Source organism: Halomonas sp. B23F22_20, from assembly GCF_043496985.1.
Taxonomy (GTDB): Bacteria; Pseudomonadota; Gammaproteobacteria; order Pseudomonadales; family Halomonadaceae; genus Halomonas.
In genome coordinates, this window is the sequence record NZ_JBIEKH010000012.1 from 106,184 (window position 1) to 125,413 (window position 19,230).

The window sequence follows — 19,230 nt, forward strand, 5'->3', positions numbered from 1 at the left end:
GAACGTCCCCGAGCGGCCGGGAAGCGGACCATTCCGGCCATCTTCGTGGCATCGACCGGGGCTCAGCCCAGGCGCTCCTCCCGAGGCGTGATGCCGAAGTGGTTACGGTAGGCGGTGGAGAAATGGGCCGCCGAGGAAAAGCCGGTCTGCAGGGCGATCTCGCCGGCCGGCCGGTCACTCTCGCGCAGCTGCTTGCGGGCCTGCTGCAGGCGCAGATTGAGGTAGTAGCGGCTGGGTACCGCCTGGAGGAACTTCTTGAACAGCCGCTCCAGCTGGCGCCGCGAGATGCCGAGGTGCTCGGCCAGCTCGTGGGTGGTCAGCGGCTCCTCGATGTTGGACTCCATCAGCGCCACCGCATCAATCAGGCTCTGCGGGGCATTGCCCAGCCGGGTGCGCAGCGGCACTTGCTGGGGCTCGTCGCCCATGCGGATGCGCTCGAGAACGAAGTGTTCGGAGATGCGCTCGGCCAGCTCGGCGCCGTGCTGGCTGCCGATCAGCGTCATCATCATGTCCATGGCCGCGGTGCCGCCGCCGCAGGTCAGGCGGTCGCGGTCGATCTCGAACAGCTGCTGGGAGAGCCGCACCCGGGGATAGTCGCGAGCGAAGGCCTCGAAGCGCGTCCAGGGCAGGGTCGCGCGGTAGCCTTCGAGCACCCCGGCCCGGGCCAGCAGCTCGGTGCCACCGCCGATACCGCCCAGCACCACCCGGGCGGCGGCCAGGCGCCGCAGCCACTCCAGCAGCGCCTCGGGCACGCTGCCCGACAGCGGCCCGGGAGCACAGACCAGCAGCATGTCCAGGGCCTGGTCCGGCTCGCCGGCCTTTGCCTGAGGCACCAGCGCCTGGCCGGCGGCACTGGCCACCGGGCGTTCGTCGATGGCGAAAGTGGAAAGGCGATAGAGGCTACGCCCCGCCAGACGATTGGCCACCACCAGCGGTTCCGTGGCACAGGCCTGGGCCAGCAGCGAGAAGCCGGGCAGCACCACCACGCCGACATGCCGGGACAGCGGCAAGGCCGATGCAGGGGGTGGGGCGTCAGGCATGGGGACTCTCTCGCAAGCGGTGAAGGCCTATTCTAGGCCGAAGCCTCCGGTCATAACAGCCGCCCGGATGCGACGACGCCGGGCGGGGTGCCCGGCGCCTGGGATGAGCCCTCCCCCTGCGATGAGAAGAGCGGATCGTCAGCCGCTGAGGCCGACCACCAGCATGCCGATCACCACTACCGCCACCACGACGATCAGCGCCGGCAGCAGCCAAGCCATGCCGTGATCCGGCTCGCGGGCCTCGGGCTGGTCTTCGTCGGGCTCGGGGTGATCATAGTCCTCGGGCTGGCTGACCTCATGGAGGTGTTCCAGCTCTTCGTCCGGCGTCTTGCTTTCCCTGGTATCCATGCGCACCTCCTGGGCTCGAGGATCGGGAGGCAGGGCGCCGGCGCACCGGGCCCTACGGCTCTACGACATCGAATTCCACCATCGGATTCACGTCGGCGTCGTAGTCGACGTCATCACGCTCGAAGCCGAACAGCTTCAGGAACTCGTGCTTGTACCCAGCATAGTCGGTGATCTCGAACAGATTCTCGGTGGTCACCCGCGGCCACAGGTCCTTGCAGGCCTGCTGGACATCGTCGCGCAGCTCCCAGTCGTCCAGGCGCAGGCGGCCGGCCTCGTCGGTATCGGCGCTGCCCTGCCCTGCGCCAAGATAGAGGCGCTCATCGAACAGGCGATTGAGCTGGTCGATGGTGCCCTCGTGCAGGCCCTGCTCCTTCATCACCTTGTAGACCATGGCGATGTAGAGCGGCATCACAGGAATCGCGGCGCTGGCCTGGGTGACCACAGACTTGAGCACCGCCACGTTGGCGCCACCGCCCCGCTGGGCCAGTCGCTGGTCGATCTCTCCGGCGGCGCGATCGAGGTCTTCCTTGGCGCGGCCCAGGGCACCGTGCCAGTAGATCGGCCAGGTGATCTCGGTGCCGATATAGCTGAAGGCCACCGACTTGGCGCCCTCGGCCAGGACGCCGGCCTGGTCCAGGGCGTCGATCCACAGCTCCCAGTCCTCGCCGCCCATCACCGCGATGGTGTCGTCGATCTCCTGCCGGGTGGCCGGTTCCACCTCGGCCTCGATGATGGCGTCCTTGTTGGTGTCGATGGCGGTGGCACGGTAGGTCTCGCCGATCGGCTTGAGGCTGGAGCGCTTCATCTCGCCGGAGTCCGGCAGCTTGCGCACCGGCGAGGCCAGCGAATAGACCACCAGGTCGACCTGGCCCAGGTCCTGCTTGATCAGCTCGATGGCCTTGTCGCGCGCCTCGTGGGAGAAGGCATCGCCGTTGATCGACTTGCTGTACAGCCCTTCCTGCTTGGCAAACTTGTCGAAGGCCGCGGCGTTGTACCAGCCGGCGGTGCCCGGCTTCCTCTCGGTGCCCGGCTTTTCGAAGAACACACCCAGGGTATCGGCGCCGTAGCCGAAGGCGGCGGTAATGCGCGCGGAGAGGCCATAGCCGCTGGAGGCCCCGATCACCAGGACCTTCTTCGGCCCGGCGCTCTTGTCCAGGTTCCGGGCACGGGTCGCCTCGATCTGCTCGAGCACGTTCTGCTCACAGCCGACGGGATGAGTGGTGGTGCAGATGAAACCGCGGACCTTGGGCTTGATGATCACGTGAGACCTCTTGGCGTTCGCAGCGGGGCGGTGAACGGTCGCCGCCCCGATGAAATGGATTCGTACGTGGCGACATTCTAGCGGCCTCGATGGGCGCTGTCCGCCCTTGAGCGACGCCGCCGGCTGGGGCAGGATGCTCGGCATCCCCATTCCGCCAGGAGATCCCATGGACGCACAGACCCTCGTCGACACACGCGGCGACCTCTGGCTGGCGCTGGCGCCACTATGGCTGGAGCGGGAACCCCGCGAGACCGACTATGCGCGCATGATCGAGGAAATCGAGCGCCACAGCCTCAGCATGCGGGAGCTGGAGTGGGTGTTTCGCCTGGAGCTGGCCCCGGTGCTGACCCGCCAGCAGATGTCGGTGACCGGAGAGTGGCGCCGCTTCGACGACCACAAGCTGATGCGCCAGCTGGTGGCCCACAACCTGCGACTGACCGGCTGGCGGCGCAAGACCTGGGCACTGTTCTCGGGGTTGACCACCATGATGGCCCGCCACCGCTTCAACGAGCTGATGGAACGGCTGATGATCGCCCGCGGCGAGGACATTCCCTCATGAGCCCGATCTCCGCTGTCACGCCGGCACGCGTCGTGCCAGTCTGAACCAGGCAGGCCGGCGCCTCGCCGGCCGGACGTCCCGACGCCCCACGACAAGGAGGCAATGTCGCATGGATACTCGCATCCTGGACCATCCCCACGGCTACGGCCTGGTCAGCCGGGGCTTTCACTGGCTGATGGCGCTGCTGCTGCTGTGGCAACTGATATCGGCGGCCCTGCACTTCACCCTGGACGACACCGCGATCGCCGATTTCTTCTTCGGCTTCCACTTTTCCAATGGCGTGCTGCTGCTGAGCCTGACGATCCTGCGCGGGCTCTGGGGCCTGCTTAACCTGACGCGACGGCCGCCCCATCGGCGGGCCATCGAGCGCCTCGCCACGCTCGGCCACGTGCTGATGTACGCGCTGCTGATCGCCGTGCCCACGGTCGCCCTGATCCGCGCCTACGGCGGCGACCGGCCCTTCTCGGCCCTCGGCATGGAGCTGTTTGCCGGCCAGGCAACCGAGATCGAGTGGATGACCGACCTCGGGGGGCAGTGGCATGGGCTGCTGGGCTGGCTGCTGTTCGCGCTGATCGCCGGACACATCGCCATGGCCTGGGTGCACACCCGCCTCTGGAAGGAACCGCTGCTCCGGCGCATGACCCGGGGCAGTGACCGGGCATAGGAGAGGCAGTCGCCACGGCAACCGGCGGGGCTCAGCTCTCGTCGAGGGCCTTCTCCAGGGCCTCGACCAGCGTCGCCTCACCGTCCCGGGGCGAGAAGCGGCGAATCACTCGGCCATCGCGGCCCACCAGGAACTTGGTGAAGTTCCACTTGATCATCCCCGTGCCCAGCACACCAGGAGCCGCGCGCTTGAGCTCGACGAACAGCGGATGGGTGTGATGGCCGTTGACCTTGACCTTTTCCATCATCGGGAAGGTCACGCCATATTCCCGCTCACCGAAGGCGCAGAAGGCCTGGGCCGTTTCCGGCGACTGATGGGCGAACTGGTTGCAGGGGAAGGCCAGCACGGTGAAACCGCGATCGCGATAGCGGCGATAGAGCCGCTCGAGGTCGCGCAGCTGGGGCGTGAAACCGCACTTGCTCGCCACGTTGACGATCAGCAGCACCTGGCCGCGCAGGGCGCGCAGGTTGAAGGGCTCGCCACGGGACGTACGGCAGTCGTGATCGTGAATGCTCATGGTGCAGGCTCACTGTCTATTCCGACACGATGCCACGCCGCGCTTCGCGGTGCCAGTCCTCGCACCCGGCTTGTCACGACGCCTCCCCGAGCCGGCCGGCCCGCCACAGGGCCTCCACGGCCTGGCGAGTGTCCGGGGTCACGCCGTCCAGCGCCAGGGCCTCGGCGGGCGAATGCCAGGAGACCTCGGCCACCTCCTCGGCCTGCAGTCGCAGCGGGCCGTCATGGTCGACCAGGTAGGCGCTGCCGAAGATGTGATGCCCCCCGGCGGCGTGCACGAACTCCAGCACGTGACGCAGCGGCACGCCGACGATACCCAGTTCCTCGGCCAGCTCGCGTCGGGCGGCCAGGTGCACCGCCTCACCGGCTCCGACCACTCCGCCGGCGGCCAGGTCAAGGCCACCGGGAAACACCTCCTTGGTCAGGGTGCGGCGCTGCACGCAGATCTCGCCGGCGGTGTTGCGCACCACGATGTAGGTAGCGCGATGCCAGTAGCGGTAGCGGCGCATGGTGGCCCGCGGGGCGCTGCCGCAGGGCCGGTTGCGGGCATCCACCAGTTGAATGCTCTCGTCGGCGATGCGAGGGGCAGGAGCCAGAGCGTCGTCGGTCATTACGGGGTCTCCGGGGAAATGCCTTCAGCCTACCCAGTCGTGCCCGAGGGGTCACGCCCGATCGGCACGCCGCATTGCCCATCGGCTCGCGCGTCGACCTCGACAACGAAGCCACCCACTGGGACCAGGACCTGAGCTACGGCCAGTACCTGGGCTTCGAAGCGCTGCTCGACGGCCAGCACCCGCGCTCCGACCAGCACGACGAGATGCTGTTCATCGTCATCCATCAAGCCTCGGAGCCGTGGTCGGTGCGCACCTCGCTGTAGGTCGCGAAGAGCGACTTTGACCACCCCGCCGGCAAGCACCATGCTCAGGAGAGTCCGCCTGCCGGAGGCTCATCATGCAGGATCATGCTCCCCGCGACCGGTTGGCCACCCATACGGTGACCAACCAGCCGCCGCCCCCCGAGGACCGCGATGCTCTGGCCGACGACCTGCCACTTAGAGAAGCGCTCGCCCGGGAGGCACCGGACTGGGTGGCCCGCCGCCTGCACCCGCTGGGCCGCGAGGTGGGCAGCCAGCGGGTGCAGACGCTGGGCGAGGCGGCCCATCGCCACCCGCCCGAGCTGCGCCTGTTCGATCGTCACGGCCGGCGCCTGGACGAGGTCGCCTACCACCCCGCCTATCACGAGCTGATGCACCTGGCCATGGACCACGGCTGGCAGGCCGTGGCCTGGCAGGAAGAGGGGTGCGGTGGCCATCAGGCCCACGTGGCCGCCCTCTACCTGCTGACCCAGGCCGAGCCGGGCTTCTGCTGCCCGGTGACCATGACCCACGCCGCCATGCCGGCACTGCGCGCCTCGCCCACGGTGCGAGCCGAGTGGACGCCGGGCCTGCTGGCCTGGGACTACGACCCTCGCGCCCTGCCTGCCGAGCGCAAGAGCGCCCTGACCTTCGGCATGGCGATGACCGAGAAGCAGGGCGGCAGCGATGTGCGCGCCAACACCACCCGGGCCGATCTCACCGCCGACGGCTGGCGGCTGACCGGCCACAAGTGGTTCTGCAGCGCCCCCATGTCCGACGCCTTCCTGACCCTGGCACAGACCGACGATGGCCTCAGCTGTTTCCTGACGCCACGCTTCGCCCCCGACGGCACGCGCAACCCCATCGAACTGCAACGCCTCAAGGACAAGTGCGGCAACCGTGCCAACGCCTCGGCGGAGATCGAGTACCGCGGCGCCTGGGCCGAGCCGCTGGGCGAACCTGGCCACGGCGTGGCGACCATCCTGGCGATGGTCCAGCAGACCCGGCTGGACGCCGCTACCGCCCCGGTGGCGATGATGCGACAGGGGCTGGTCGAGGCATGGCGCTTCGTGCGGGAACGCCATGCCTTCGGCCGGCGGCTGGCCGAACAGCCGCTGATGCGTGTACTGATCGCCGACCTGGCCCTGGAGGTGGAGGCCGGGGTGGCGCTGGTGATGCGCATCGCGCGGGCCTTCGACGGCGCCGCCCGTGGCGACGAGCACGAACGCGCCCTGGCCCGGCTGCTGCCGGCGCTGGCCAAGTACTGGCACAACAAGCGCGCGCCCGGCTTCCTGGCCGAGGCAATGGAGTGCCTGGGCGGCATCGGCTACGTGGAGGAGATGCCCCTGGCACGGCTCTACCGTGAGGCACCGGTCAACTCGATCTGGGAGGGATCGGGAAACGTGATCTGCCTGGACGTGCTGCGCGTGATCGGCCGACATCCCGAGGCGCGGGAGGCGCTGCAACGGGAATTCGCCGCGGTGAAGGAGGCGTCCGCAGAGCTCGACCGCACCCTGGCCGAGCTGGAAGACATGCTGGGCGAGCCACCCGAGAACCTCGAACCCCGCGCGCGCTGGCTGACCCAGCGCCTCGCCCAGAGTCTGCAGGCCGCGCTACTGCTGCGCCACGCCCCGCAGGCGGTGGCCCAGACCTTCTGTCGCAGCCGGCTCGGCGATGCCGCAAGCCCCGCTTACGGCGTGCTGCCCGGTGATGCACCGCTGGCCGCCCTGCTCGACCGCCTGCCCGGCTAACTGCCGGCCAGCGTCAACGGTGCAACACGCCCGGCCAGGGGAGGAATCTCGTCGGCGGGCAGCGGCCGCGCCAGGCCGAAGCCCTGAACATGAGTACAGCCAAAACGCGCCAGGGGCTCGAGGCAGGCGAGATCCTCGACGCCCTCGGCCACCACCCGGATCCCCAGGCGTCGCCCGAGAAGCGCCACGGCTTCGACGATAGCGGCATCCTGTACGTCCTCATGCAGACGACTGACGAAGCTGCGATCGATCTTCAGCTCGCTGATCGGCAGCCGCTGCAGCCGTGACAGCGATGAATATCCCACGCCGAAGTCATCCACGGAGACCTCGAGACCCGAGAGGTGCAACCTTGTCGCCACCTCACTGCCGAGCAGCTCATCCTCCATGGACGCCGACTCGATGATCTCCAGCACCAGGGGCGTACCACCAGACGCGCGCCACCTTGCCCGCACCAGGTTCACCAGCTCCGGACACAGCAGATCGTCAGGCGTCACGTTGAGCGAAAGCGACAGATGCACGCCCGCACGGCGCCAGCGAGCGGCATCCGACATGGCCATCTGCAGCACGCGGCGCGTCAACTGCCGCCCCTGGGCGGCGCTGAGCAACGGCAGGAACTCCCCCGGGGCCAACATCCCGATCTCGGGATGACGCCAGCGCACCAGGGCCTCGACGCCGGAGAGGCGGCGCGTGGCCAGCTCGAACTGTGGCTGATAGTGCAGGATCAGCTCATGACAAGCGAAAGCCCGTTCCAGATCCTGCTGCCGGAAGCGGGGCACCAGGCGCGCTGGCGCCTCTCTACTACAGGTCGGCTCCAGGCAGGCTAGTCTCTCGCGCAGCTCGGCGAGGCGCATCGGCTTGTCCAGCGACACCAGCATGTCCAGGCCAAGCGACTCGCCCAGGCGTTCGGCAATGCGCGCCACCTTCCGTTCGACGCCGCTGAGCAGCAGCACCTTGCCGGAATAGCGACACTCGGCCAGATGCCGCAGCGCCACGATGTGGTCATGGTCGCCGAAAGCCAGCCCGATGGCGACCAGTCGGGGGCGACGAACCACGACCTCGTCGATCAGATGATGCACATGGCGGGAATGGCGGATCTCCACGCCCAAAACCTGAAGCTGCACCGCCAGCGTGGCGGCCACATCGGCATCGTCATCGAGCACCATCGCCAAGGCCGTGGCGGAAGATGCGTTCATGCCGGGGGCATCCAGTCGGCAAGCTCCCTCGAGGATGACAGGCGGAACGCGGCCGGCCGGCGGGCGATCATCTCCATCTTCAGTGCAAGGGGCCCGCTACCACCCGCAACGCCAGGGCCAGCAGCAGCACGCCGGTGGCGCGATTGACCCAATGGGCCCGGGCCTGGAGCCACGGCAGCACGCGCGAGTGCGAAAGACTGACGGCCACCAGAACGTACCAGCCCCCGTCGATGATGATCGCCGTCAGCACGATGATGGCCCGGGCGGCCAGGCTCATGTCCGGCGTCACGAACTGGCTGAGCAGGGCGACGAAGAACAGGATCAGCTTGGGATTGCCGAGCGCCACCAGCATGCCGTCCCGGGCCGCCTGGCCACTGGTGGTGGCCATGGCATCGGCCTGCAGGGCACCGGCGCGCCCTGCCCGCAGGGCCTTGATGCCCAGCCAGGCCAGGTAGACCGCCCCACCCCAGGTGAGCGCCTGAAACAGCATCGGGAAGCGCACGATCAGCGCGCCCAGCCCCCAGACCGTGAGCAGCGCATAGAACCCCACCCCCAGCGCATGGGACAGTGCCGCCATGATGCCCGGCAGCCGCCCCCCGCCCAGGGTATGGCGCAGCACCAATGCCAGGCTCGGTCCCGGCGACATGGCCCCCATGGCGCAGATTGCGGCCAGGGACATCCACAGTGAAAACGGCATCACGGTCTCCTTGGATCATTAAGGTCAGGGCTCACAGGTGAACCCGATCGGCGCGCTCGCTCCGTGCGTCACCGCCGAGTGGCAAGGCGGCCAGTGCCCGGGCCACCTCGTCCATGTCGAGATCGGCGAGATGACTGCCGGTCTCGATCATCGCGCTATGTTCTGCCAGCGGCCGCCAGCGGCGTTGGGGGCGGGCGAAGAGCCCGAGGGTCGGCCGGTTCCAGGCACTGGCCATGTGCAGCACCGCCGTATCGGGCGTCACCACCAGGGCGGCATGCTTCACGATGGCGACGCTATGCGGCAGGCTGACATCCAACGCCAGGAGGTGCACCCAAGGCAAGTCCGTCGCCAGCCGTTGCGCCTTGTCCTCGCCATCGGGGCCGAAGACCATCACCACCGGCAGCCCAAGCTCGTGGTGAAGAAGTTCGCAGAGTCGGCGCCCCTGGTCGAGAGAAAGCTGGCGCGCCGGATGGCTGCCCTCCAGGTTCAACGCCACATAAGGCCCCAGGGGAGCCACGCCCCGCCGTACCCTCTGTTCATCCTCGACGGTGATCGGAAACTCGTAGGTCCCGGGCACTTCGGCAATGCCGGCCTCTCGCATCAGCGCAGCCCAGCAGTGGGGGCGGGCGCCGCCACGATCATGCAGCGACCTGGCGGCCTCGCCGAGCGGCGAGTAGCAGCGCAGGGGCGAGCCGCCCAGCCGCAGATTGCAGCGCGCCTGCAGGGTACCGACGAAACAGCATGACGCGGAGCTGTCGCGGATGGTGCCCTCGATGCACAGGTCGATGCGACCGTGGCGGGCCTTCAGGTCGCGGGCCGCGGCGCGGATCGCCCCGAGATCCCGGTGCTGGTCGATCGTCACCACCTCGACCCTCTCGTCGTCGATCCAGCGGAACACGACTTCGTTGTAGACCGAGGCCACGATCACGATGCGCGGCACGCCACGTGCCTGCAAGGCCCTGATGACGGGGAACACCGCCATGCCATCGCCAATCTTCTTGGGCACGTAGAGCACCGCGGCGCACAGCGTCTCGGGGACGTCCACACCCGACGAATAATCGTACCGGAACTGATAATAGTACCGAGACAGGGTCCGAATCGGATGGCGTAGAAGCTGCTGGGGAAATGTGGGGGGAGCGGCCATAGATAACGTGGCAAACCAGATATTCACGAGAGGGACATCGAGGGGCCTCATGATGCGTCTTGCAGTACCGTCGCCTTGCCAGTCAGGCCGGGGCAACGCACATAGCGCTGGCATGACGGGTCCGGGAGCCTGGTAAAGGTACGCCTGCCAGCCTGACGAAGCCAGTGCACACTCGGCATGAGAAGCACTTACCATACGATATCGCGGTGTCTTGCAACAGAGCCACCCGCTAAACACCTCACCGCCAGAGGGAAGGCGCCCCTCATCGTGTTGCCCATGATAGGGTCGCGATACGCCTCCACTCCCTGCTCCCCTCACGAACCTGCAGGTAACGCATGTCCAGCGACACTCCCCAAGGCCCGCCCCTCGAACCACCTCGCAACCTGTCGTCACTGATCGTCCGGGTACGGCATGCCGGCCGCCGCCAAAACGACATCAGCCTGGAAGCTATCCTCGACGCGGTGGGGCGGCGCAGCTTCGCCCCCTTCCTGCTGATCGCGGGACTCATCACCCTGGCACCGCTGATCGGCGACATACCTGGGGTGCCCACCCTGATGGCCAGCCTGGTGGTATTGGTGGCCGCCCAACTGCTGCTAGGCCGACAGCACTTCTGGCTCCCGCGTGTCCTGCTGGAGCGGCGGGTATCCCGCGAGCGCTTCCTGCGGGTCACCGGCTGGCTGGAGAAGCCCGCCCGCTGGGTCGACTGCTGCCTACGGGCTCGCCTGACCTGGCTCACCCGTTCCCCGGCCCACCTGCCAGTGGCACTGACCTGCCTACTGATCGGGCTGGCCATGCCGCCGATGGAGCTGGTGCCCTTCTCCGCCAACGGCGGCGGCCTGGCGCTGACCCTGTTCGGCCTGGCACTGCTCGCCGAGGACGGCCTGATGGCGCTGGTGGCCTACCTGCTGACCGGCGCCACTCTGGCACTGGTGATCATCGGCCTCGTCTGAGCCAAAAAAAAGCGGCCTTGGACAAGGCCGCCGGAAACGGGAAATGTGTCATGCAGGGGATCTGACACACCACCCATTATTCATGATCAATTCGCCAGTCATACATCAGTTAGCGCCTATGTACGGCGTAAGATCAAGGCTTTGAGGGGCTGAGCAGCCGTGAGCGCCGGTGACAGAGGCCGGCCGCCACTGAGTGATGAGGTCGCCTCGCTCCAGGCCCAATGCCCTACCCAAGTACCACAACTGATCCATGCTGAATATCTTTCGAGCCCTGCCGGAACGCGCCGCGACGTCGTGGTGCGTTCAGGTGCCTCTTGCCCTCAGGATGACCGAGCGAGGGAGTCATGGACAAAAAAATGCCGCCTGGGCAGGCGGCAAATGACCGTGACTAGCAATGAGGAGAACCCGACAGCAGCCTGACAAACTGCTGCCTGGCCATGGCGCCTCAACATCAGCGCCATGACTCAAACGTAAACCCTTCTCATTCGCCCGTCAATGTAAATGCGAATATTTTTTATCTAAGGCGCATATCAGCCCCCCGTATGGCCGCTGCCAGAGGCCGGGCATGGCAACGCCCGGGGAGGACGACCAGACGTTCCCACCGAAAGCCGGTTGGCACTCTGTTTCTAATTGAGAAAAAGTTAGATTCATGACAGGCACAGGGAAGAAGGTAAGTGATTGATTTTATGATGCCGCTGGTCGGGCTCGAATCGAAAAGAGCATTCCGTCACCGTACCGCCGCTGTTCTCCAGTGGGGTAACGCAGTGTTCACGTCCTGCTCCAGTCATTGAGAATGCCCAACGGAAATTCAGGAGCTGGTGCAGCCCGCTACCGTTATGTTATAACATGTCTGTTTTTGCCGGCACCGCGCGTGTCGTATCGATCTACCTGAAAGTGTGAAAGCTAGGGCGCAATGAGGGCAGGTTCATGACGCTCGCCAGGAAAGAGCAACTTGTGCTGGAGACATTGAAAGGGTCCAAGGCTCCGCTGGGCGCTTATGCCCTGCTCGAGCGACTGCGCGGTGATGAGTTTTCCGCGCCGACTCAGATCTATCGGTCGCTGGAGAAGCTTCAGGCGCGCGGACTGGTCCATCGTCTCGAAACGCTCAACGCCTACACCCCCTGTACTCGATCGGGCAGCTGTCGAGGCACCGCAGCGTTCGTCATCTGTGACGACTGCGGGGCAATCGATGAGTTGATCGATACCAAGCTACTGCGGGATCTGGCACACATGGCCAACCGTCACGATTTCTCCCTACGCAGCTCGACCATCGAGCTACATGGCATTTGCGCCCGCTGCTCTCCGCCCTGCTGATTTTCACCCTCTGAACCTGAAAAGCGCTCGCTCGGCTAGGCCGGACGAGACGTTGACCGGCACGCCACAGGGCATGCCGGCCTCCTTGCTCGCGATCGAGCCCGCCCTTGATGCCTGATACTTGGCGCTGTTGGAACAACACGGGTCGCATTCCATTCGCCTTGCCTTAAATGCAATGTTATAACATAACAAAACACCGTCTGATTCACCTGGAGCAAAACATGAAAACGCGCGCCGCTATTGCCTGGGAGCCTAATCGTCCGCTAGAGATTGAGGAGATCGACCTCGAGGGGCCGAAGGCGGGCGAGGTGCTGGTCCGAATCGTCACCACCAGCCTTTGCCATACCGACATGTTCACGCTCTCGGGCAAGGACCCGGAAGGGCTCTTTCCGTGCGTGCTGGGCCATGAAGGTGTCGGCATCGTCGAGGAGATCGGCAAGGGCGTGACCTCGGTGATACCGGGAGATCACATCATTCCGCTCTACACGCCGGAAGACCCCAACTGTCCGTACATCCAGTCCGGTAAGACCAACCTGTGTCAGACCATCCGCAAGACGCAGGGGCAGGGTCTGATGCCGGATGGCACCAGTCGCTTTTCCTACAAGGGCAAGATGATTCGCCACTACATGGGGACCAGCACCTTCAGTGAGTACACCGTCCTGCCCGAGATCGCCGTGGCCAAGATCAGTCGCGACGCGCCGCTGGCCAAGGCCAGCGTGATGGGCTGCGCGGTGCCCACCGGCATGGGAGCGGTACGCAACACGGCCAAGGTGCAGCCCGGTGATACGGTCGCGGTGTTCGGTCTGGGGGCGGTCGGCATGGCGGTCATTCAGGGCGCCAAGCTGCAGGGGGCCGGTCGAATCATCGGCGTGGACATCAACCCGGCCAAATTCGCCCTGGCCGAATCGCTCGGTGCGACCGAATGCCTCAATCCCGACGACCATCCCGAGCCGTTGCACGAGGTGCTCATCGACATGACCAACGGCGGCGTCGACTTCTCGTTCGAGTGCGTGGGCAACGTGCGCCTGATGCGCGCGGCGCTCGAATGCTGCCACAAGGGCTGGGGCGAGAGCATCATCATCGGTGTCGCGGGAGCCGGCGAGGAGATCGCCACACGTCCGTTCCAGCTGGTGACCGGTCGCGTCTGGCGCGGCAGCGCCTTCGGCGGTGTACTGGGTCGTTCGGAGTTGCCGGGAATGGTCGACGAATGGCTGGCGGGCCGTTTCGACGTCGATCCCTACATCACCCACAACATGGATCATGACCACATCAACACCGCGTTCGACCTGCTCCATCGTGGCGAGTCGATTCGCTCGGTGATCCACTATCAACCGCAGGATACGATGACGGGCCCACTGCCCGGCAGCACGATCGGTGACACGAAGAAGACGCCCGAGCCAGCCTGATTCCACGACCCATCTAACCGGCGACGCCCCTGCCAAGCAGCAGGGGCGTCTGACGTTTCACACGACGCAAGACGTCATCAGGCGAGCTGGGACGAATGGTGCCCGGTGATTTTCCACTCTCCGACGATCTCCTCGAAAGTAAACAGGAAGCGTGCAGGAATCGTGATCATCTCCCCATTGAGGAGATGGCCGAACGTATAGTGCCCGCCGATCACCACCGTGCCCAATTTGCGGCTGACGCGGCGGGAGAATTCGCCCAGCTCGCACGTCAGTGCCTCCTTGGCGAGAAAATCGTCGAAATAGGCCTGCCGTGCGAGGCGATTGTCACGAACGTCATTGGCGACGGTCGGTACCAGGATGGCGTCCTCGGCATAGAGTGACAGGAGTGTTTCCTTTTCTCCTCGGCTCACGGCGATGGCCCAGCGTTCCAGGGTCCTCGTGGCAGCATTGAGGCAGAATTCGGCATCGCGCTCATTCAAGGGCGGGAAGGTCGGGTGAGGCATGGCAATCACTCTGTATCCGGTGGATGGGTGGAGGAGAAAGCTCACGGTCGGCGCATGGGAGCCAGGTCTTGACACGCTGGCGATGCTCTCGCCGGTAGAATGACTTGAGCCGGTGCGTACTGTCCTGACGGCATCATCCAGCGCCTGAAGCGGGACCACGTCGTCTGGAATCACTAAATAATGCAATGTTATATTATAACAAAATTGACCGCACACCCTACCGTAGGATGACTTAGGACATCGGTACGCCAACACCAGAGGAGCACCATGCCCCTACGGTCGATCGAAAAGCTTACGTCTCCCTCGGGGGCAGAGCGCCCTCGAGGGAGACGACCTGCACCTCGAGAGCAGCGAAATCGTCATCCGGGTCGGCCGATTTCTGTCGTCAAATCGTACACGTGCACGCCACCGCCGACCGGCGGGGCAAGGGTCAGGGTGACGAGCAAGGCGAGAAGAGCGAAGCCTATCCCAGGTCGTTGCCAAGCCCCTTGAGCTTTTCGGGACTCAGGGCCAGGTCGTCGTTACGGTTGACGCCGATGCCCTGCTCGATGATACCCCGAGCGATCTCCTGTGCCTCCTCCAGGGAGTGCATCAGGTAGGTGCCACACTGATGCTCGTTGAGCTCCGGAATCTCCTCCATGCGCTCGACGTTCAGCACATCGTGCATGGCGGCCTGCCAGGCATCGGCGACGCTCTGCTCGCTCGGGCTGCCCAGCAGGCTCATGTAGAAGCCGGTGCGACAGCCCATGGGGGAGATGTCGATGATCTCGACGCCATCGCCATTCAGGTGCTGGCGCATGAAGCCGGCAAACAGGTGCTCGAGGGTGTGAATCCCCCTTTCTCCCATCATGTCCTCGTTGGGCTTGTTGAAGCGCAAGTCGAAGACGGTGATGGTATCGCCCGAGGGGGAGCGCATGGTCTTGGCGACGCGCACCGCGGGGGCGCTCATGATGGTGTGGTCGACGGTGAAGCTATCGAGTAGCGGCATGTCGGCTCCTGCAGATAATGGGGAAAAGCGCGGCAGCACAGGCCGAGCCCAGTGCGAACATGGTATATCGCCGCGCCGCCTGTTCGCCAACGCCAGGCGCTGGATAAATGCCTGGCGGGGACTAGCATGGTGTTCATGAAGTGGATGTTTGGCATGGCGGCAGAGACATCCGAGGCGCACCGTGACGCCTACCTACCCCGTGAGGCTACCCCCAGGAGGTCACCATGAGCTGCAAGATTCACCGCGACCACCCCCACGAGCACGGCCCGGATTGCGGCCACACGCGCATCAAGCACGATGGTCACATCGACTACCTCCACGACGGACACTTGCATCATCCCCATGAGGATCACGTGGATGAGCACGTCATCGAGGTGTCCGATAAAAACCCCGATGCCTGCACCCCGCACCACCGGTGCGACGGGCACGATCCGGATCATGTACACGGCCCGGGGTGCGGCCACGAGCCGGTGCCGCATGGCGATCACACCGACTATCTGGTCAACGGCCACTTGCACCATCCTCACGGTGACCACTGCGACGATCATGGGCCGCTCGACGTAGTGCGCTGACCACCACCGCGGGAGCGGCTGGCCCTGTCATCCCCTGGCGCTCACGCCGGGACTTTGTTGTCGCGCTGCCTCCAGAAAAGCCATGGGCTGCCCCTGGGGGCGGCCGACCAGCGCTTCGTCGCGCACCACCGCCTGGCCACGGATCACGGTGGCGATCGGCCAGCCCGTGACCGACTGGCCGTGGTAGGGCGTCCAGCCACTGACGCTGGCGATCCACTCATCGGAGATGGTGCGCCGGGCGCTCAGATCCACCAGGGTCAGGTCGGCGTCGTATCCCAGTGCGATGCGTCCCTTGCCCTCGATGCCGAACAGCCTGGCCGGTCCGGCGCTGGTCAGGTCCACCAGCCGCTGCAGGCTGAGCCGGCCCTGGTGCACGTGGTCAAGCATGATGGGCACCAGGGTCTGTACGCCGGTCATGCCGCTCGGTGAGTCCGGGTAGGGCCTGGCCTTCTCCTCGCGGGTGTGGGGCGCATGGTCGCTGCCGATCACATCCACCACGCCATCGCGAATCGCCTGCCACAGTCCCCGGCGGTGGGCATCGTCGCGCACCGGCGGGTTCATCTGGGCCAGACTGCCCAGGCGCTCATAGCACTCCGGCGCGCACAGCGTCAGGTGGTGGGGGGTCACCTCGACGCTGACGCGGCGCTTGTGGTGGGCCAGGTAGGCCATCTCGTCGGCGGTGGAGACGTGCAGCACGTGCAGCCGCCGGCCGCTCTCGGCGGCCATCCCCACGATGCGCCGGGTGGCCATCAGCGCGCTTTGTGGATCGCGCCAGCGGGGGTGGTCGCAGACGTCGCCGCTGGCCTCCACCAGGGCGCGGCGTTCGCGCAGCCGTGCCTCGTCCTCGGCATGCACGGCCAGGCGGCGCCGGCCATGACTCAGGATACGCCGCAGCACGGTGTCGTCATCGGCCAGCAAGTCGCCGAAGGAGCTGCCCATGAACACCTTGACGCCGGCGCAGCCGGGCAGCCGTTCCAGCTCGGCGAGGCGCTCGGCGTTGACCGCCGAGCCGCCCAGGTAAAAGGCGTGGTCGCACCAGGCGCGGCCGCGGGCGCGGTCGAACTTGGCCTGCAGGTCCTCCTTCGTCAGGGTCAGAGGGGTGGTGTTGGGCATCTCGAAGACGCCGGTGACGCCGCCCAGCACGGCGCCGCGGGTGCCCGCTTCCAGGGTCTCCTTGTGGGTGAGGCCCGGTTCGCGGAAGTGCACCTGGGTATCGATCACCCCGGGCAGCACGTGCAGGCCGGCGGCTTCCAGGGTGCTGGCGGCGGTCCAGACGCCGCGCAGCTCGCCGAGAGCCACGATGCGTCCGCCCAGGCAGGCCACATCCAGGCACTCGGTGCCGGAAGGCGTGACCACTCGGCCACCCAGTACCAGCAGGTCGGCATGACGACGAGCCAGGCGCGCGTCGAGGTCGTTGTGCAGGCTCATGCGGAGGCCTCCTCGGCGTTCCCCGGGGCGCGCAGGCGCTGCAGCCGGGCCGCCTGTGCGCGGCGCTGGGCGTCACGGTCAGGGGCCCGACACTCTCCCTCGAGCAGGGCTATGGCGTCCTTCACGCCGAGGGTGCCGAGATCGGTGCCGTCCCGGTGGCGCAGGGTGACCTCCCCCTGGGCCGCCTCTCGGCCGCCGACGACCAGCAGGTAGGGCGTGCGCTGCAGGGTCTGCTCGCGGATCTTGTAGCCGATCTTCTCGTTGCGCACGTCGGCCTCGGCGCGCAATCCGGCACCGCACAGTGCCTCGGCGAGCGCTTGGGCATAGTCGGCCTGGGCCTCGGTGATCGACATCACCACCGCCTGCTGCGGCGCCAGCCAGGCAGGCAGCTTGCCGGCGTGATGCTCGATCAGGATGCCGAGGAAGCGCTCCAGGGAGCCGAACAGCGCTCGGTGCAGCAGCACCGGACGCTGGCGCTGGCCCTCTTCGTCGACGTAGTCGAGCCCGAAGCGCTCGGGCAGGTTCATGTCCACCTGCAGGGTGCCGCACTGCCAGTCGCGGCCGATGGCGTCGCGCAGCACGAACTCCAGCTTGGGCCCGTAGAAGGCGCCTTCGCCGGGGTTGAGCTCGTACTCCAGCGCCATCGCCTCCAGGGCCGTGGTCAGGGCGCCCTCCAGGCGGTTCCAGACGGCCTCGCTGCCCATGCGGTTCTCCGGCCGGGTGGAGAGCTTGAGGCGCACCTCCTCGAAGCCGAATTCCCGATAGATGTCGAGCACCAGCGCCACCACGCGGCGACACTCCGCATTCATCTGCTCGGGCGTGCAGTAGATATGGGCATCATCCTGGGTGAAGTGGCGCACGCGCAGCAGGCCATGCAGGGCGCCGGAGGGCTCGTAGCGGTGCACCTTGCCGAACTCGCCCATGCGGATCGGCAGGTCGCGGTAGCTCTTCAGACCATGGCGATAGAGCAGCACGCTGCCAGGGCAGTTCATCGGCTTGAGCGCCAGGTCGCGGCCATCCTCCGTCCGCGTGGTAAACATGTGTTCCTGATAGTTCTGCCAGTGGCCGGAGGTCTCCCACAGAGCGCGATCCATGATGTCCGGCGTGTTCACCTCCACGTAGCCGCCGGTGGCCTGGCGGCGGCGCATGTAGGCGATCAGGGTCTGCAGCACCGTCCAGCCGCCGGGGTGCCAGAACACTGCGCCGGGGGCCTCTTCCTGGAAGTGGAACAGCCCCAACTGGCGCCCCAGGCGGCGGTGGTCGCGCTTCTCGGCTTCTTCCAGGCGTTTGAGATAGGCCTTGAGCGCCTTTCGGTCGGCCCAGGCGGTGCCATAGAGGCGCTGCAACTGAGCATTGCGGGCGTCGCCCCGCCAGTAGGCGCCGGAGAGCTTGGTCAGCCGGAAGTGCTTGAGAAAGCGGGTGTTGGGCACGTGGGGGCCACGGCACATGTCCACGTACTCCTGATGGAAGTAGAGCCCGAGGGTGGCCTCGTCGGGCATCTCCTCGATCAGGCGCCGCTTGTAGCCCTCCCCGCGCTCGCGGAAGATCCGGATGGCCTCCTCTCGCGGTACCCGCCGCTTGACGACGTCGTACTCCTGGGCGATCAGCGCGGACATGCGCGCCTCGATGGCCGCCTGGTCCTCCGGCGTGAAGGGGCGCTCGAAGGCAATGTCGTAGTAGAAGCCATCGTCGATGACCGGGCCGATCACCATCTCGGCATCGGGATAGAGCTGCTTGACGGCGTGCCCCACCAGGTGGGCACAGGAGTGGCGGATGATCTCCAGCCCTTCCGGATCACGGGGCGTGATCACCTGCACTCGGGCGTCCCACGTGATGGGGTCGCAGGCGTCCATCAGCTGGCCATCGACGCGGCCGGCCAGCGCCTGACGTGCCAGGCCGGGACCGATGGCGGCGGCGATCTCCGCCACGCAGGTGGGAGCGGTCAACGTCAGCTCGCGTCCGTCCGGCAGGGTGATGGTGAGGGTCTCGGAGGTCTGTTCAGTGTCTGCCATGCTTGAATTCGTATGTTAATGGGAAGGAGTG

Annotated in this window: 20 protein-coding genes; 8 read left to right on the forward strand and 12 right to left on the reverse strand. The window is 66.4% G+C overall.

Annotated features, from left to right (window positions below; all coding sequences use genetic code 11):
• Nucleotides 1–62: 62 nt before the first annotated feature.
• The 3 genes from ACGTN6_RS11850 to fabV all read right to left on the reverse strand — a co-directional run bounded on the left by ACGTN6_RS11850 (nucleotide 63) and on the right by fabV (nucleotide 2,649).
• Nucleotides 63–1,040 (reverse strand): GlxA family transcriptional regulator, encoded by a 978-nt coding sequence (locus tag ACGTN6_RS11850; protein WP_394591749.1) that lies wholly within the window; start codon nucleotides 1,038–1,040, stop codon nucleotides 63–65.
• A 138-nt stretch (nucleotides 1,041–1,178) separates the two neighbouring features.
• The gene (locus ACGTN6_RS11855; RefSeq protein WP_394591751.1) at nucleotides 1,179–1,388 is read right to left on the reverse strand and encodes a hypothetical protein; all 210 of its coding nucleotides are present in this window, start codon (nucleotides 1,386–1,388) and stop codon (nucleotides 1,179–1,181) included.
• 52 nt (nucleotides 1,389–1,440) lie between these two features.
• Complete coding sequence (gene fabV / locus ACGTN6_RS11860) at nucleotides 1,441–2,649, reverse strand: enoyl-ACP reductase FabV (protein WP_394591753.1); 1,209 nt, start codon at nucleotides 2,647–2,649, stop codon at nucleotides 1,441–1,443.
• Nucleotides 2,650–2,815: 166 nt separating this feature from the next.
• Between fabV and ACGTN6_RS11865 the strand changes: the two genes are divergently transcribed.
• Complete coding sequence (locus ACGTN6_RS11865; RefSeq protein WP_394591755.1) at nucleotides 2,816–3,208, forward strand: DUF7079 family protein; 393 nt, start codon at nucleotides 2,816–2,818, stop codon at nucleotides 3,206–3,208.
• A 109-nt stretch (nucleotides 3,209–3,317) separates the two neighbouring features.
• The gene (locus tag ACGTN6_RS11870) at nucleotides 3,318–3,872 is read left to right on the forward strand and encodes a cytochrome b (RefSeq protein WP_394591757.1); all 555 of its coding nucleotides are present in this window, start codon (nucleotides 3,318–3,320) and stop codon (nucleotides 3,870–3,872) included.
• A gap of 31 nt (nucleotides 3,873–3,903) precedes the next feature.
• Here ACGTN6_RS11870 and ACGTN6_RS11875 read toward each other — a convergent pair whose 3' ends face one another.
• Both ACGTN6_RS11875 and ACGTN6_RS11880 read right to left on the reverse strand, forming a co-directional pair.
• A complete protein-coding gene (locus ACGTN6_RS11875) occupies nucleotides 3,904–4,389 on the reverse strand; it encodes a glutathione peroxidase (protein ID WP_394591759.1) in 486 nt (161 codons plus the stop codon).
• A 73-nt stretch (nucleotides 4,390–4,462) separates the two neighbouring features.
• Entirely contained in the window at nucleotides 4,463–4,999 is a 537-nt protein-coding gene (locus ACGTN6_RS11880) for an NUDIX hydrolase (protein ID WP_394591761.1), read from the reverse strand.
• 74 nt (nucleotides 5,000–5,073) lie between these two features.
• Between ACGTN6_RS11880 and ACGTN6_RS11885 the strand changes: the two genes are divergently transcribed.
• Nucleotides 5,074–5,265, forward strand: a complete 192-nt coding sequence (locus ACGTN6_RS11885; RefSeq protein WP_394591763.1) for a tryptophan 2,3-dioxygenase family protein — start codon at nucleotides 5,074–5,076, stop codon at nucleotides 5,263–5,265.
• A gap of 74 nt (nucleotides 5,266–5,339) precedes the next feature.
• Entirely contained in the window at nucleotides 5,340–6,992 is a 1,653-nt protein-coding gene (locus tag ACGTN6_RS11890) for an acyl-CoA dehydrogenase family protein (RefSeq protein ID WP_394591765.1), read from the forward strand.
• On the opposite strand, the gene ACGTN6_RS11895 is transcribed toward ACGTN6_RS11890, so the two are convergent.
• The 3 genes from ACGTN6_RS11895 to ACGTN6_RS11905 all read right to left on the reverse strand — a co-directional run bounded on the left by ACGTN6_RS11895 (nucleotide 6,989) and on the right by ACGTN6_RS11905 (nucleotide 9,927).
• Nucleotides 6,989–8,185: an EAL domain-containing response regulator gene (locus ACGTN6_RS11895; protein WP_394591766.1), complete on the reverse strand. Its 1,197-nt coding sequence runs from the start codon at nucleotides 8,183–8,185 to the stop codon at nucleotides 6,989–6,991. The genes ACGTN6_RS11890 and ACGTN6_RS11895 overlap by 4 nt on opposite strands.
• 79 nt (nucleotides 8,186–8,264) lie before the next feature.
• Nucleotides 8,265–8,882, reverse strand: a complete 618-nt coding sequence (locus ACGTN6_RS11900; RefSeq protein ID WP_394591768.1) for a LysE family translocator — start codon at nucleotides 8,880–8,882, stop codon at nucleotides 8,265–8,267.
• Nucleotides 8,883–8,913: 31 nt separating this feature from the next.
• The gene (locus ACGTN6_RS11905) at nucleotides 8,914–9,927 is read right to left on the reverse strand and encodes a glycosyltransferase family 9 protein (protein ID WP_394591770.1); all 1,014 of its coding nucleotides are present in this window, start codon (nucleotides 9,925–9,927) and stop codon (nucleotides 8,914–8,916) included.
• A gap of 434 nt (nucleotides 9,928–10,361) precedes the next feature.
• On the opposite strand from ACGTN6_RS11905, the gene ACGTN6_RS11910 reads away from it, so the two are divergent.
• The 3 genes from ACGTN6_RS11910 to ACGTN6_RS11920 all read left to right on the forward strand — a co-directional run bounded on the left by ACGTN6_RS11910 (nucleotide 10,362) and on the right by ACGTN6_RS11920 (nucleotide 13,696).
• On the forward strand, nucleotides 10,362–10,976 hold the full coding sequence (locus tag ACGTN6_RS11910; protein WP_394591772.1) for an exopolysaccharide biosynthesis protein: 615 nt from the start codon (nucleotides 10,362–10,364) through the stop codon (nucleotides 10,974–10,976).
• A gap of 927 nt (nucleotides 10,977–11,903) precedes the next feature.
• On the forward strand, nucleotides 11,904–12,290 hold the full coding sequence (locus tag ACGTN6_RS11915; protein ID WP_394591774.1) for a Fur family transcriptional regulator: 387 nt from the start codon (nucleotides 11,904–11,906) through the stop codon (nucleotides 12,288–12,290).
• Between the two features lie 221 nt (nucleotides 12,291–12,511).
• A complete protein-coding gene (locus ACGTN6_RS11920) occupies nucleotides 12,512–13,696 on the forward strand; it encodes an S-(hydroxymethyl)glutathione dehydrogenase/class III alcohol dehydrogenase (RefSeq protein WP_394591776.1) in 1,185 nt (394 codons plus the stop codon).
• Between the two features lie 77 nt (nucleotides 13,697–13,773).
• Here the strand turns inward: ACGTN6_RS11920 and ACGTN6_RS11925 are convergent, their stop codons facing one another.
• Together ACGTN6_RS11925 and luxS are read right to left on the reverse strand one after the other, a co-directional pair.
• On the reverse strand, nucleotides 13,774–14,199 hold the full coding sequence (locus tag ACGTN6_RS11925; RefSeq protein WP_394591778.1) for a nuclear transport factor 2 family protein: 426 nt from the start codon (nucleotides 14,197–14,199) through the stop codon (nucleotides 13,774–13,776).
• A 463-nt stretch (nucleotides 14,200–14,662) separates the two neighbouring features.
• Complete coding sequence (gene luxS, locus ACGTN6_RS11930) at nucleotides 14,663–15,187, reverse strand: S-ribosylhomocysteine lyase (protein ID WP_394591780.1); 525 nt, start codon at nucleotides 15,185–15,187, stop codon at nucleotides 14,663–14,665.
• 224 nt (nucleotides 15,188–15,411) lie between these two features.
• Between luxS and ACGTN6_RS11935 the strand changes: the two genes are divergently transcribed.
• Nucleotides 15,412–15,759 (forward strand): hypothetical protein, encoded by a 348-nt coding sequence (locus tag ACGTN6_RS11935; RefSeq protein WP_394591781.1) that lies wholly within the window; start codon nucleotides 15,412–15,414, stop codon nucleotides 15,757–15,759.
• A 27-nt stretch (nucleotides 15,760–15,786) separates the two neighbouring features.
• On the opposite strand, the gene ACGTN6_RS11940 is transcribed toward ACGTN6_RS11935, so the two are convergent.
• Both ACGTN6_RS11940 and thrS read right to left on the reverse strand, forming a co-directional pair.
• A complete protein-coding gene (locus ACGTN6_RS11940; RefSeq protein WP_394591783.1) occupies nucleotides 15,787–17,187 on the reverse strand; it encodes a dihydroorotase in 1,401 nt (466 codons plus the stop codon).
• Nucleotides 17,184–19,199 carry a threonine--tRNA ligase gene (thrS, locus tag ACGTN6_RS11945; protein WP_394591784.1) on the reverse strand — a complete coding sequence of 672 codons (2,016 nt, stop codon included), beginning with the start codon at nucleotides 19,197–19,199 and terminating at the stop codon, nucleotides 17,184–17,186. The genes ACGTN6_RS11940 and thrS overlap by 4 nt, the downstream gene beginning before the upstream one ends.
• Nucleotides 19,200–19,230: the final 31 nt, after the last annotated feature.

What these genes read in the sequence shown, in the direction of transcription:
- ACGTN6_RS11875 (WP_394591759.1), bottom strand. Translation starts at nt 4,389, where the DNA reads ATGAGCATTCACGATCACGACTGCCGTACGTCCCGTGGCGAGCCCTTC.
- ACGTN6_RS11855 (WP_394591751.1), bottom strand. Translation starts at nt 1,388, where the DNA reads ATGGATACCAGGGAAAGCAAGACGCCGGACGAAGAGCTGGAACACCTC.
- ACGTN6_RS11850 (WP_394591749.1), bottom strand. Translation starts at nt 1,040, where the DNA reads ATGCCTGACGCCCCACCCCCTGCATCGGCCTTGCCGCTGTCCCGGCAT.
- ACGTN6_RS11880 (WP_394591761.1), bottom strand. Translation starts at nt 4,999, where the DNA reads ATGACCGACGACGCTCTGGCTCCTGCCCCTCGCATCGCCGACGAGAGC.
- luxS (WP_394591780.1), bottom strand. Translation starts at nt 15,187, where the DNA reads ATGCCGCTACTCGATAGCTTCACCGTCGACCACACCATCATGAGCGCC.
- ACGTN6_RS11895 (WP_394591766.1), bottom strand. Translation starts at nt 8,185, where the DNA reads ATGAACGCATCTTCCGCCACGGCCTTGGCGATGGTGCTCGATGACGAT.
- ACGTN6_RS11915 (WP_394591774.1), top strand. Translation starts at nt 11,904, where the DNA reads ATGACGCTCGCCAGGAAAGAGCAACTTGTGCTGGAGACATTGAAAGGG.
- ACGTN6_RS11910 (WP_394591772.1), top strand. Translation starts at nt 10,362, where the DNA reads ATGTCCAGCGACACTCCCCAAGGCCCGCCCCTCGAACCACCTCGCAAC.
- thrS (WP_394591784.1), bottom strand. Translation starts at nt 19,199, where the DNA reads ATGGCAGACACTGAACAGACCTCCGAGACCCTCACCATCACCCTGCCG.
- ACGTN6_RS11925 (WP_394591778.1), bottom strand. Translation starts at nt 14,199, where the DNA reads ATGCCTCACCCGACCTTCCCGCCCTTGAATGAGCGCGATGCCGAATTC.
- ACGTN6_RS11865 (WP_394591755.1), top strand. Translation starts at nt 2,816, where the DNA reads ATGGACGCACAGACCCTCGTCGACACACGCGGCGACCTCTGGCTGGCG.
- ACGTN6_RS11920 (WP_394591776.1), top strand. Translation starts at nt 12,512, where the DNA reads ATGAAAACGCGCGCCGCTATTGCCTGGGAGCCTAATCGTCCGCTAGAG.
- ACGTN6_RS11940 (WP_394591783.1), bottom strand. Translation starts at nt 17,187, where the DNA reads ATGAGCCTGCACAACGACCTCGACGCGCGCCTGGCTCGTCGTCATGCC.
- ACGTN6_RS11870 (WP_394591757.1), top strand. Translation starts at nt 3,318, where the DNA reads ATGGATACTCGCATCCTGGACCATCCCCACGGCTACGGCCTGGTCAGC.
- ACGTN6_RS11890 (WP_394591765.1), top strand. Translation starts at nt 5,340, where the DNA reads ATGCAGGATCATGCTCCCCGCGACCGGTTGGCCACCCATACGGTGACC.
- ACGTN6_RS11935 (WP_394591781.1), top strand. Translation starts at nt 15,412, where the DNA reads ATGAGCTGCAAGATTCACCGCGACCACCCCCACGAGCACGGCCCGGAT.
- ACGTN6_RS11900 (WP_394591768.1), bottom strand. Translation starts at nt 8,882, where the DNA reads ATGCCGTTTTCACTGTGGATGTCCCTGGCCGCAATCTGCGCCATGGGG.